This is a genomic window from Leucobacter iarius (assembly GCF_039530105.1).
In the GTDB taxonomy this organism is placed as follows: domain Bacteria; phylum Actinomycetota; class Actinomycetes; order Actinomycetales; family Microbacteriaceae; genus Leucobacter; species Leucobacter iarius.
Map to the genome: position 1 here is coordinate 1,269,670 of NZ_BAAAOB010000001.1, position 12,308 is coordinate 1,281,977.

Annotated in this window: 13 protein-coding genes; 12 read left to right on the top strand and 1 reads right to left on the bottom strand. The window is 67.6% G+C overall.

What is annotated here, in order from left to right; translation table 11 throughout:
- Positions 1–133: 133 nt before the first annotated feature.
- The 8 genes from ABD169_RS05525 to ABD169_RS05560 all read left to right on the top strand — a co-directional run bounded on the left by ABD169_RS05525 (position 134) and on the right by ABD169_RS05560 (position 7,437).
- Positions 134–1,138 (top strand): hypothetical protein, encoded by a 1,005-nt coding sequence (locus tag ABD169_RS05525; protein WP_344030334.1) that lies wholly within the window; start codon positions 134–136, stop codon positions 1,136–1,138.
- Complete coding sequence (locus ABD169_RS05530; RefSeq protein ID WP_344030337.1) at positions 1,135–1,623, top strand: hypothetical protein; 489 nt, start codon at positions 1,135–1,137, stop codon at positions 1,621–1,623. Before ABD169_RS05525 ends, ABD169_RS05530 begins: the two co-directional genes overlap by 4 nt.
- 2 nt (positions 1,624–1,625) lie before the next feature.
- Positions 1,626–2,267 carry a spermidine/putrescine ABC transporter substrate-binding protein gene (locus tag ABD169_RS05535; protein WP_344030340.1) on the top strand — a complete coding sequence of 214 codons (642 nt, stop codon included), beginning with the start codon at positions 1,626–1,628 and terminating at the stop codon, positions 2,265–2,267.
- 264 nt (positions 2,268–2,531) lie between these two features.
- Complete coding sequence (rpsL, locus tag ABD169_RS05540; RefSeq protein ID WP_046456180.1) at positions 2,532–2,903, top strand: 30S ribosomal protein S12; 372 nt, start codon at positions 2,532–2,534, stop codon at positions 2,901–2,903.
- Positions 2,903–3,373 (top strand): 30S ribosomal protein S7, encoded by a 471-nt coding sequence (rpsG, locus tag ABD169_RS05545; protein ID WP_046456181.1) that lies wholly within the window; start codon positions 2,903–2,905, stop codon positions 3,371–3,373. Before rpsL ends, rpsG begins: the two co-directional genes overlap by 1 nt.
- A gap of 114 nt (positions 3,374–3,487) precedes the next feature.
- Positions 3,488–5,608 (top strand): elongation factor G, encoded by a 2,121-nt coding sequence (gene fusA / locus ABD169_RS05550; protein WP_344030345.1) that lies wholly within the window; start codon positions 3,488–3,490, stop codon positions 5,606–5,608.
- A 152-nt stretch (positions 5,609–5,760) separates the two neighbouring features.
- Positions 5,761–6,954: an elongation factor Tu gene (tuf, locus tag ABD169_RS05555; RefSeq protein ID WP_046456183.1), complete on the top strand. Its 1,194-nt coding sequence runs from the start codon at positions 5,761–5,763 to the stop codon at positions 6,952–6,954.
- Positions 6,955–7,134: 180 nt separating this feature from the next.
- Positions 7,135–7,437 carry a helix-turn-helix domain-containing protein gene (locus ABD169_RS05560; RefSeq protein ID WP_344030349.1) on the top strand — a complete coding sequence of 101 codons (303 nt, stop codon included), beginning with the start codon at positions 7,135–7,137 and terminating at the stop codon, positions 7,435–7,437.
- 106 nt (positions 7,438–7,543) lie between these two features.
- Here ABD169_RS05560 and ABD169_RS05565 read toward each other — a convergent pair whose 3' ends face one another.
- Positions 7,544–7,759, bottom strand: a complete 216-nt coding sequence (locus ABD169_RS05565) for an antitoxin (RefSeq protein WP_046456184.1) — start codon at positions 7,757–7,759, stop codon at positions 7,544–7,546.
- Between the two features lie 295 nt (positions 7,760–8,054).
- On the opposite strand from ABD169_RS05565, the gene ABD169_RS05570 reads away from it, so the two are divergent.
- The 4 genes from ABD169_RS05570 (at position 8,055) to rplC (ending at position 12,307) form a co-directional block, all read left to right on the top strand.
- Positions 8,055–9,854 (top strand): polysaccharide biosynthesis protein, encoded by a 1,800-nt coding sequence (locus ABD169_RS05570; RefSeq protein WP_344030352.1) that lies wholly within the window; start codon positions 8,055–8,057, stop codon positions 9,852–9,854.
- Positions 9,851–10,942, top strand: a complete 1,092-nt coding sequence (locus tag ABD169_RS05575) for an MraY family glycosyltransferase (RefSeq protein WP_344030355.1) — start codon at positions 9,851–9,853, stop codon at positions 10,940–10,942. Before ABD169_RS05570 ends, ABD169_RS05575 begins: the two co-directional genes overlap by 4 nt.
- A 385-nt stretch (positions 10,943–11,327) precedes the next feature.
- Complete coding sequence (gene rpsJ / locus ABD169_RS05580) at positions 11,328–11,636, top strand: 30S ribosomal protein S10 (RefSeq protein WP_010156393.1); 309 nt, start codon at positions 11,328–11,330, stop codon at positions 11,634–11,636.
- Between the two features lie 14 nt (positions 11,637–11,650).
- Positions 11,651–12,307 carry a 50S ribosomal protein L3 gene (rplC, locus tag ABD169_RS05585; protein ID WP_046456186.1) on the top strand — a complete coding sequence of 219 codons (657 nt, stop codon included), beginning with the start codon at positions 11,651–11,653 and terminating at the stop codon, positions 12,305–12,307.
- Position 12,308: the final 1 nt, after the last annotated feature.

The window sequence follows — 12,308 nt, forward strand, 5'->3', positions numbered from 1 at the left end:
TTCGGGTGGGCGCCCGTTCCGTTTTTCCGCACCGCCGCGCGGGAGCGCGGCGATGTCGGTGCGGTCTTGTACATTTGCCACGATCATGTTCGGATCCCGCCCGCTCGGCGGGCCGCGATTGAGAGGTGCAGCGATGAGCGAAGAGCGCGAGACCCTGCCTGCCGGTTCGCCCGTCGAAGAGACCGAGACCAACCCCGCCGAGGTCGATGCCGCGATCGCGCGAGCGACCGAGGGCGGAGCGCCCGCCGCTTCCGACGCGGCCCCGGTCGAGGCCGGGACCGGAACGGACGCGGAGGCGGGGGAGTCCTCCGCAGCACCCGTGGCCGACGCCGATGCTGCCGAGGCCGAGCTCGAGCACCGTCGCGAAGCCTCGCTCGTCGACACCCAGCTCGATCTTGAGCGCCCCGAGCCCCGCCCCGTCATCGCTCCGGCCGTCGATGAGCTGCCCTCGGCAGCGGCTTCGAAGACCGAGGCATCCGACCTGAGCGACCTCGGTCCCGAGCGGGACGGCGAGATCCGCATCAGCGCGGACCACCCGATGGCCGCGCTCTACGTGCAGACCCCGATGCCTCCCGAGATCCGCGGCAACCGCGGCGCCGGCGTGCTGATCGCGCTCGTCGCCACCGTCGGGTTCGCGCTCGTCTACGCCGGTGTGCTCGCGCTCTGGATCGCTCCCAGCTTCCCGCCCTCGACCTACTTCTCCGAGGGCCTGGTGCCACTGCTGACGTCGTGGGCGTTCATCGCGGCGACCGCGGCGTTCTTCGTCGGCCTCGTGATCGTGGTGCTGGTGGTGGGTCGCGCCGGCTGGTGGGCCTACGTGCTGGGCGGATTCTTCGTGGCGCTGCTGGTCTGGGCGGCGACGGTCGTCGGGCTGCGCCTCGTGCTCGACTCGAACCTCACCGTGCAGGGCCCGCTGTGGCAGCAGCCCGTCGGCGATCCGGGCTGGAACCCGGTCGAGCTCGTCCGTTCGCTCGGCTTCTCGGTTCCCGCTCTCGCAGCGGCGCTCGTCGCCCGTGAGGCCACGGTCTGGTTCGGCGCGTGGATCGGCAGCCGCGGCCGCCGGGTGACCGCGCGCAACCGCGCTGCGATCGACGAGTACGAAACCGCGCTCGAGGAATCGCGGACCGCGAAGCCGTGAGCGACGGCGTCAGGCGCGGCGTCACCCGCGGCTACGTGGGCGGCCTCCTCGCCGCGACGCTGATCACCGCCGTCGCCCTGTTGGTCGCTGCCTGGGGAGGCCTCGCGCTGGCGCTGAATCGCGAGCCGGTGAGCGGCTCCGGCGTGCCGATGCCGTCGGCTCCGCTGCTCGTGCTCCTGGCGCTCGCGCTGCTCGGGTGGCTGCTCTGGCGTGCGGCGATCGTGCTGCTGCGCGGACGCAAGACCCCTTCCTGGGACCTGATCCTGATCGCCGGCGGTCTGTCGTACCTCGTCTGGTCCCTGGTCGGGCTGATCGTCGGAATGCCGCTCGCAGACACGCTCGCCAGCCCGTTCGCCGGGGTGCTCGCCGTGATCTGGGTACTCGTCTCCCTGCTGTTCTGGGCGGTGCTGGCGCGCCGCGTCTACACTGATCGTGCGACGCCGAAGTGGCCCTGGGAGCGGCACGACGACGGCGGGGCGGAGTGAGCATGGCGATCGGAGAGAGCCTCGAAGAACGGGTATCGGCCGCGGTCGATGCCTGGCTGCGGTGGCTGCCGAGCTGGCAGCCGGGAAGCCAGCGCGCCCGATCCCGCATCTGCCGTCGCTGCATGGGGTCCCCGATCCTGGCGTCGGCGGGTCTCACCGCGGACGTCCCCCACCAGGTCGCGCACGCGTTGAACATGCGCATGCAGCGCATCATCGACCGCACCGTCGACGAGTTCACCTCCGAGGAGCTCCCCGCTCTGCGGGCGGAGCTCGACGGAGACGAGCTCTGGAAGTCCGGCGGCTTCGACCCCGTCGCCGGGCTCGAACCGGAGTACGAGGGCGTCGACCCGGATCCCGAGCCCGAGGACGCCGAGCAGCCCTTCCTGTTCACCATGACGGAGCTCGCGGAGCAGAGTCGTCCCGAGCAGCCGCTTCCGCGGCCGCCGCTGAGCTCGGAGGAGAAGCAACGGCTCCGCCGCGAGATCGAACTCGCCGACCGGTGCGCGGTCGATACCGGGCAGGGACTGTGCTTCGCGCTGGTGGCCCACCGTCCCCGCATCGAGGCTGCGGTCCAGCGTTTCGTCGAGCCGCAGGTGCAGGCGCTGCTGGCCGAGCTGAGCCGGCACCTCGAGCCGCCCCAGTAGGCGGCTGGACGCCCGCGCGATCCCTTGCGTTTCGCGCTCCTCGGCGCGTATAGTTGACTCTTGGTGTGTTCCACCGACGTTTGCCGTGCCTGGTCTCGGCGGGTGTCGGGGGAGGGCATCTTGGGTCATCCGCCCCGGCGGAACCCCCACGGCATACCTGCACCCGTCGCGCGAGCGGCAGCAGGTCAGCGGTCGCGAGAGCGGCCGCGCATGCTTGTTCATGTAAGCATTCCTGTCACCGTGCAGGAGCAAATAGGAGAATCAGTGCCTACTATTCAGCAGCTGGTTCGCAAGGGCCGGACGCCGAAGGTCTCGAAGACCAAGGCGCCCGCTCTGAAGGCGAACCCTCAGCAGCGCGGTGTGTGCACCCGTGTGTACACCACCACCCCGAAGAAGCCGAACTCGGCGATGCGTAAGGTCGCTCGTGTGAAGCTCTCCAACGGAACCGAGGTCACGGCCTACATCCCCGGTGAGGGCCACAACCTGCAGGAGCACTCGATGGTGCTCGTGCGCGGCGGTCGTGTCAAGGACCTCCCCGGTGTCCGCTACAAGATCGTGCGCGGCGCGCTCGACACGCAGGCGGTCAAGGATCGCCAGCAGGCTCGTAGCCGCTACGGTGCAAAGAAGGTGAAGTAATGCCTCGTAAGGGACCTGCTCCGAAGCGCCCCGTCGTCGCCGATCCGGTGTACGGCTCGCCCGTGGTGAGCCAGCTCGTCAACAAGATCCTCCTGGACGGCAAGAAGGGCCTCGCCGAGCGCATCGTTTACGGTGCTCTCGAAAAGGTCGCCGAGAAGTCCGGCCAGGACGCGGTGACGGTTCTCAAGAAGGCGCTCGACAACGTGCGCCCCACCCTTGAGGTCCGTTCGCGCCGCGTCGGCGGTTCCACCTACCAGGTGCCCGTCGAGGTCAAGCCGCACCGCGCGAACACGCTCGCGCTGCGCTGGCTGACCAGCTACGCCAAGGCTCGTCGTGAGAACACCATGACCGAGCGCCTCACCAACGAGATCCTCGACGCTTCGAACGGCCTCGGTGCCGCGGTCAAGCGCCGTGAGGACACGCACAAGATGGCCGAGTCGAACCGCGCGTTCGCTCACTACCGCTGGTAGCAGCCATCCGGCTCGGGACGGGTCGCCGATCGCGACCCGTCCCGGCCCCGCGGGCCTGAGCCCGCGATCCGGAAACTTCCCGAAGACCACCACCCCCACCCGGAGGAGACACCTGTGGCACAAGACGTGCTCACGGACCTGAGCAAGGTCCGCAACATCGGCATCATGGCGCACATCGATGCCGGCAAGACCACCACCACCGAGCGCATCCTGTTCTACACGGGTGTCAACCACAAGCTGGGCGAGACCCACGACGGCGCTTCGACGACTGACTGGATGGAGCAGGAGAAGGAGCGCGGCATCACGATCACGTCGGCCGCCGTGACCTGCTTCTGGAACAAGAACCAGATCAACATCATCGACACCCCGGGTCACGTGGACTTCACCGTCGAGGTGGAGCGTTCGCTCCGCGTCCTCGACGGCGCCGTCGCCGTCTTCGACGGCAAGGAGGGCGTCGAGCCCCAGTCCGAGACCGTGTGGCGTCAGGCCGACAAGTACGGCGTCCCCCGCATCTGCTTCGTCAACAAGATGGACAAGATGGGTGCCGACTTCTACTTCACGGTCGACACCATCGTCAGCCGTCTCGGCGCCAAGCCGCTCGTGATGCAGCTGCCCATCGGCGCTGAGAGCGACTTCATCGGCGTCGTCGACCTGCTCTCGATGAAGGCCTTCGTCTGGGAGGGCGACGCCAAGGGCGACGTGACCCTGGGCGCTGCCTACGAGACCCAGGAGATCCCCGCCGACCTCCAGGCCAAGGCCGAGGAGTACCGCGCGAAGCTCGTCGAGACCGTCGCCGAGACCGACGACGCGCTGCTCGAGAAGTTCTTCGGCGGCGAGGAGATCTCGGTCGAGGAGCTCAAGACCGGCATCCGCAAGCTCGTCGTGAACAACGAGATCTACCCCGTGTACTGCGGCTCGGCGTTCAAGAACCGCGGCATCCAGCCGATGCTCGACGCGGTCGTCGACTTCCTGCCGAACCCGCTCGACGTGGGCGCCATCGAGGCGCACGACCCGCGCGACGAGTCGGTCGTCATCGAGCGTCTGCCCGCAGCGGATCAGCCGTTCTCGGCGCTCGCATTCAAGGTCGCCGTGCACCCCTTCTTCGGTCGCCTCACCTACGTGCGCGTCTACTCGGGTCAGCTCGACTCGGGTGCCCAGGTCATCAACTCGACCAAGGGCAAGAAGGAGCGCATCGGCAAGATCTTCCAGATGCACGCCAACAAGGAGATGCCGGTCGACAACCTGACCGCCGGCAACATCTACGCAGTGATCGGTCTGAAGGACACCACCACCGGTGACACCCTCTCCGATCCCAGCAACCAGGTCGTGCTCGAGTCGATGACCTTCCCGGAGCCCGTGATCGAGGTGGCCATCGAGCCGAAGACCAAGGGCGACCAGGAGAAGCTGTCGACCGCGATCCAGAAGCTCGCCGAGGAGGATCCGACCTTCCGCGTGAGCCTGAACGCCGAGACCGGCCAGACCGTCATCGCGGGCATGGGCGAGCTCCACCTCGACATCCTCGTGGACCGCATGAAGCGCGAGTTCAAGGTCGAGGCCAACGTGGGCAAGCCCCAGGTGGCCTACCGCGAGACCATCCGTCGCACGGTCGAGAAGTACGACTACACCCACAAGAAGCAGACCGGTGGTTCCGGTCAGTTCGCGAAGGTGCAGATCGCTCTGGCTCCGCTCGTCGGCGAGGACGCGGGCGACAAGCTGTACGAGTTCGAGGACAAGGTGACCGGTGGTCGCGTGCCTCGCGAGTACATCCCGTCGGTCGACGCCGGTATCCAGGACGCGATGCAGTACGGCATCCTCGCCGGCTTCCCCGTCGTGGGTGTCAAGGCGACGCTGCTCGACGGCGCGTACCACGACGTCGACTCCTCGGAGATGGCGTTCAAGATCGCCGGTTCGATGGCCTTCAAGGAGGCCGCTCGTATGGCGCAGCCCGTGCTGCTCGAGCCGCTCATGGCGGTCGAGGTGCGTACTCCCGAGGAGTACATGGGCGACGTGATCGGCGACCTGAACTCGCGTCGCGGTCAGATCCAGTCCATGGAGGATGCATCGGGCGTCAAGGTCATCCGCGCGCTCGTTCCGCTCTCCGAGATGTTCGGGTACATCGGCGATCTGCGGTCGAAGACCAGCGGTCGCGCGGTGTTCTCGATGACCTTCGACTCCTACTCCGAGGTGCCGAAGGCCGTGGCCGAAGAAATCGTTCAGAAGGCTAAGGGCGAGTAACGCCCACCTGGCGGTGGGGTGCTGAGCCCCACCGCCAGAACGCTCGGGTCGATCTTCACGGCGCGAGCTTGTAACATAGGTACACACCCCGTACTCGTGACCTCCGAAACCTTCGGAGGGAAGCGGTACTCAACGTCCTGAGGAGGACCATAGTGGCGAAGGCCAAGTTCGAGCGGACCAAGCCGCACGTGAACATCGGAACCATCGGTCACGTCGATCACGGTAAGACCACTCTTACCGCGGCGATCTCGAAGACTCTTGCTGACAAGTTCCCGTCTGACGTGAACGTCCAGCGCGACTTCGACACGATCGACTCGGCTCCCGAGGAGCGCCAGCGCGGCATCACCATCAACATCTCGCACGTCGAGTACGAGACCGAGAAGCGCCACTACGCGCACGTTGATGCACCGGGCCACGCCGACTACATCAAGAACATGATCACCGGTGCCGCTCAGATGGACGGCGCGATCCTCGTGGTCGCGGCGACCGACGGCATGATGGCTCAGACCAAGGAGCACATCCTCCTCGCCAAGCAGGTCGGCGTTCCCTACCTGCTCGTCGCGCTGAACAAGAGCGACATGGTCGACGACGAGGAGATCCTCGAGCTCGTCGAGATGGAGGTCCGCGAGGAGCTCTCCAAGAACGGCTTCGACGGCGACAACGCTCCCGTCGTGCGCGTCTCGGGCTACGAGGCTCTGCAGGGCAACGAGAAGTGGGTCAACTCCATCCTCGAGCTCATGGCTGCGGTCGACGAGAGCATCCCCGATCCGGTGCGTGACAAGGACAAGCCGTTCCTCATGCCCGTCGAGGATGTCTTCACCATCACCGGTCGTGGAACCGTCGTCACCGGCCGCGCCGAGCGCGGTACCCTCGCCATCAACAGCGAGGTCGAGATCGTGGGTCTGCGTCCGACGCAGAAGACCACCGTCACCGGTATCGAGATGTTCCACAAGCAGCTCGACGAGGCGTGGGCCGGCGAGAACTGTGGCCTGCTGCTCCGCGGCACCAAGCGCGAGGATGTCGAGCGCGGCCAGGTCGTCGTGAAGCCGGGTTCGATCACCCCGCACACCAAGTTCGAGGGCACCGCCTACATCCTGAAGAAGGAAGAGGGCGGCCGTCACAACCCGTTCGAGACGAACTACCGTCCGCAGTTCTACTTCCGTACGACTGACGTGACCGGTGTCATCACCCTGCCCGAGGACAAGCCGATGGTTATGCCCGGCGACACCACCGACATGTCGGTCGAGCTGATCCAGCCGATCGCTATGGAAGAGGGCCTCGGCTTCGCGATCCGTGAGGGTGGCCGCACCGTCGGCGCCGGCACGGTGACCAAGGTCGTCGAGTAAGCATTACTCGATCCTGCAGCGGGGCCGCACCTTCGGGTGCGGCCCCGCTGTCGTTTTCCCCGATGCTCGCGCGTATACGCAAGATCAGGCGCAAACGCACTATGCGTGCATGCGTGATGTGATGAATGCTCGCGCGTGTACACCCTGGATCTGCGATTCCCGGGCGACCAGGCTGGGAGCATGTCTCCCAGAAAGGTCCTCGCCGCAGAGAAGATCGGCGCGCGGATCCGCGAAGCCCGCCATGAACTCGGGCTGACCATCGAGGACCTGAGTGCACTCGCCGAGATCGACGCGGCGACGCTGGGCAAGCTAGAGCGCGGTGCCCAGAGCCCCTCCGTCGAGACCGTCGTCCGTGTGGCGAGCGCGCTCGAGGTCGACGCGGGCGTGCTGCTGCAGGGGATCACAGCCGACGACTACGGAAAGCGGGAGCATCGCTTCACCGCACGCGACTTCCTCGCGGAACGCGCGCGTCGCGATCGCTGAGACCATGTCCCGGGACCGGCGGCCCCGAACGCCATGAACCCCCGCAGAGCAGGCTCTGCGGGGGTTCATGGCGTGCGCGGTGCGGGGCGCCGCGAACGGGTCCGGACTACTCGTTGCCGACCTGCTTGTCGACGTTCGAGCGGACGTCCTCGACCTGCTCCTCAAACTTTCCGCCGGTGACCTTGTTCGCCAGGTCGGCGGCGCCGTCGAGCACCTTGTCGCTGATGCCCTCGGCCTGCTCGCTGTGCAGCGCCTCGCTGATCTTGTCGGCGTTGCCCTTGATGAATTCTCCGGCCTGCTTGCCGAGATCCTCGATACCCATGTCACGTCCTCCGAACGATGTCCGCGACCGCGGTCCCTCCCGCGGCGCTGGATCCGGTGTGAGGCGGACACCTCACGCGCTCATTCTGTCCGAGGAATCGCTTGGAAACACTCCGAGTATTTTCAGGGAATCCGCAGGATAATGCCTGCTCCTCGACGAACGCCGCCCCCCGGCGGGCCTCGAGACACCGCGCAGTGGGGCGTTGCAGCGGGCTCAGCAGGGCCGGGCCGCTATCCTCGTAGTGGACTCCGGGGCCCGCCCGGACCGCAGACCGTCCGATCGAGAAGGGGGCGAAGTGCCGCTCACTGCCACCCAACGCGTCGCGCACTTCCTGAAGCAGTACGGCCTGCTCTACCTGGGGGACTGCCTCGCCTGGGCGGTGGGCATCCTCGCCGCGCTCGTGCTCCGCTTCGACTTCGATCTGTCACGGATCCACTGGGGCTGGACACCGGTGCTGATCCTCGTCACGGCACTGCTGCAGCTCATCGGGGGCTGGGTGTTCTGGCTCTACCGCTCCCGGTACGAGATCGGCGGCTTCGACGAGGTCCGGGCCATCGTGCTCGAGATCACCGCGGTCACCGTGGTCGCCTGGCTGTTCGCGTACCTGGTGGGCTACGCGAACGGGATCCCGCGCAGCACGATGATCATCGCCGCCCCGATCGCCTTCAGCGTCATGGGCGTACTGCGCTACCTCAAGCGCCTCGGTGCCGAGCAGCGCGCGAAGCCGAGTCGGGGCGCGGAGCGGGTGCTGCTCTACGGCTCCGGGTATCTGGGAGCGCAGACCGCCAAGCGGCTGCTCACCGATGCCGAGTCGAGCCTGCTTCCGGTGGGCTTCCTCGACGACGATGTCGAGAAGCGCAACCACGAGGTGCGCGGCGTGCGCGTGCACGGCGGCTTCGCGGACCTCGCCCGCGCGGTCGAGGAGACGGGCGCGACCGCGGTCATGGTCTGCATCGGCGACGCGGACGCGAGCCTGCTGCGGCGCATCGACGAGGCGGCGGATCGGCTCGGGATCCGGGTCATGGTGCTGCCTTCGCTCGAGCAGCTGCTCCTGAACGCCTCCGCGATCTCGGACGTGCGCGACATCTCGATCGAGGATCTGATCGGCCGGCACCCGGTGCGGCTCGAAATGGCCTCCATCGCGGAGTACCTGCAGGATCGCGTGGTGCTCGTGACGGGGGCCGGCGGCTCGATCGGCTCGGAGCTCTCGCGGCAGCTGGCGCGATTCGCGCCGCGCGAGCTGATCCTGCTCGATCGCGATGAGACGGCCCTGCAGGCCGCGCAGCTCTCCATCAGCGGACACGGTCTGCTCGACACCCGCGACGTCGTCCTCGCGGATATCCGGGACGCCGAGACCCTGCGCCAGATCTTCGCCGAGCGGAAGCCCGAGGTGGTGTTCCACGCGGCGGCGCTGAAGCACCTGCCGATGCTGGAGCAGTACCCCGAGGAAGCCTGGAAGACGAACGTGCTCGGGACGCTCAACGTGCTGCGCGCCGCGCAGTCGGTCGGCGTGGGCACCTTCGTGAACATCTCGACCGACAAGGCGGCCAACCCCACGAGCGTGCTCGGGCATTCGAAGCGCGTCGCCGAGAAGCTCACCGCCTGGATGGCGCAGGAGACGGGGGAGCGGTACCTCTCGGTGCGCTTCGGCAATGTCATCGGCAGCCGGGGATCCATGCTGCCGACCTTCGCCGCGCTCATCGAGTCCGGCGGCCCGGTCACCGTGACGCACCCCGACGTGACCCGCTTCTTCATGACGATCCCCGAGGCATGCCAGCTGGTCGTGCAGGCCGGAGGCATCGGTCGGCAGGGCGAGGTGCTGATCCTCGACATGGGCGAGCCGGTGCGGATCCTCGACGTCGCGCAGCGCATGATCGCACAGTCGGGCAAGCCGATCGAGATCGTCTTCACCGGGCTGCGGCACGGCGAGAAGCTGCACGAGGAACTGGTCGCCCTGGGCGAGGGCGACGAGCGCCCCTTCCACCCGAAGATCTCGCACGCGCACGTCGACGTGCTCGCGCCCGACCGGCTCGACCACGACGGCTGGGTGGCGCGCCTGGACCTCACCGATGAGGCCGGGGAGCGGGTCCAGTGAGCCTCGCCCTCATCGCATCGCTCGTCGCCGGTGCCACGCTGCTGCTGAGCCTGTTGCTGCCGTTCGCGGTGCGCCCGCTCCTGGTCCGGCTCGGGATCATGGACGTCCCGAACGAACGATCCTCGCACTCGCGTCCCGTGCTGCGCGGCCTCGGTCTGGCGGTGCTCATCGCCATGCTCTGCGGCGGCCTGCTCGGTGTGCTGCTGCTCGGGGAGAGCGGGGGGTTCCCCGACCGATGGGACCTCCTGCTGGTCATCGTGCTGGCTTCGCTCGCGGCCGGGCTGCTGGGCCTGGGCGAGGACCTGCACGGCGTGAGCGTGCGCGCGCGGAGCATCTGGCTCATCCTCATCGCGCTGGCAGGGCCGGGCGCGCTGCTGCTGCTCGCCACGCGCCCTCCGCTGCCGGGCGCGAGCTTCGGCTGGATCAACGGCAGTGCGGCGGTGCCGCTCCAGCTCGAGTGGTGGAGCGCGATCCTCCTGCTGCTCTACGCGATGCTGTTCGTCTCGGGCTACATCAACGTGGCGAACTTCGTCGACGGTCTGAACGGGATCAGCGGTCTGCACGGGGTCATCGCCGGGCTCGCCTTCGCCGCCGCGGGGTGGATGACCGGGCTCGGCTGGCTGGTGCTCGCGGGCCTGGTGCTCGCCGCGGGCTTCGCCGGCTTCCTGCCGTGGAACCTCACGAAGCCCGGCGCGTTCCTCGGAGACGTCGGCAGCTACCTGCTCGGCGGCGCGGTCGCGATCACGAGCTTCGCCGCGCTGCTCGCCGGTGTGCCGCTGCTCGCGACGATCGGTCCGATGGTGATCACCTTCGGCGACGTGGGGGTCACGCTCGTGAAGCGCGTCCGCGAGGGCAAGCGCTGGGACGAGCCGCACAAGGAGCACACCTACCAGCGGATCGAGCAGCGGGGCTACTCGCACCTGCAGGCGTCCCTGCTCGCCGCCGGCTGCACGCTGCTCACCTCGCTCCTCGGCCTGGGCTCGCTGTTCGTCGGATTCGGGGGAGCGATCGCACTGTTCGCGGCGGGTCTCGCGGTGCTGCTCGTCTATCTCGCGCTTCCGCGACTGCTGCCGGCGCGCACGGTCTAGGCGCCCGACAGTAGGGGTTCCGGGCAGGATCCGGACGCGGCTCGCGGGCGCGACACGCCCGGGTTGCACGATGCATGAAGCCCGTGCGAGAATAGACAGGTTCAGCATTCCCCGCCTGTGCGGGGATCACTGCCAGGCAGTGCATCACCACCGCGGTCCGCCGCGGGTCCGGTGAGGCCGCGGGGAGCGAACACCAGCCCGCATGTCGCACGTCGGCCAGACGAGAGTCCGGCCGTCTTCGCATGTGTGCGGGCTTTGACAGGTGAACAGAGACCCAGCATTCGTTCGTTCAGATCGGGGTGCCAGGGCGCTGGTACGCAAGACGTCCAATGCCGCGCAGCCGAGAGGCGGCGCGGTACGACGCAAGTAGAAAGTAGAGAGTCACATGGCGGGACAGAAGATCCGCATTCGACTGAAGTCGTATGACCACGAGGTCATCGACAGCTCCGCGCGCAAGATCGTCGACACGGTCACCCGTGCAGGCGCGACCGTTATCGGCCCCGTGCCGCTCCCGACGGAGAAGAACGTGATCGCAGTGATCCGTTCGCCGCACAAGTACAAGGACAGCCGCGAGCACTTCGAGAAGCGCACGCACAAGCGCCTGATCGACATCGTCGATCCCACTCCCAAGGCCGTCGATTCGCTCATGCGTCTCGACCTTCCGGCCGATGTCAACATCGAGATCAAGCTCTAAGGGGGGATCTGAGAATGTCGCATCTGAATCGCAACGTCAAGGGTCTCCTGGGCACCAAGCTCGGCATGACGCAGGTCTGGGACGAGAACGGCAAGGTCGTTCCCGTCACCGTGATCGAGGTGGCCCCCAACGTGGTCACCCAGATCCGCACCGCTGAGGTCGACGGCTACAGCGCCGTGCAGATCGCCGCCGGGCAGATCGATCCCCGCAAGGTGAACCAGCCCACCGCTGGTCACTTCGCGAAGGCCGGCGTCACCCCGCGTCGCCACCTCACCGAGGTGCGCACCGCGGACGCAGCCGACTACTCGCTGGGCCAGGAGCTCACCATCGATGGCACCTTCGAGGCCGGTCAGAAGATCGACGTCGTCGGCACCTCGAAGGGCAAGGGCTTCGCCGGCGTCATGAAGCGTCACAACTTCTCCGGCGTCTCGGCTTCGCACGGTGCACACCGCAACCACCGCAAGCCGGGTTCGATCGGCGGCGCCGCGACCCCCGGTCGCGTGTTCAAGGGCCAGCGCATGGCCGGCCGCATGGGTGGCGAGCGCGTCACCGTGCAGAACCTCACCGTGCACGCGGTCGACGCCGAGAAGGGTCTCATCCTGATCAAGGGTGCCGTTCCCGGTGCGCGCGGCCGTCTCGTATTCGTTCGCAACGCTGTGAAGGGGGCGTAGT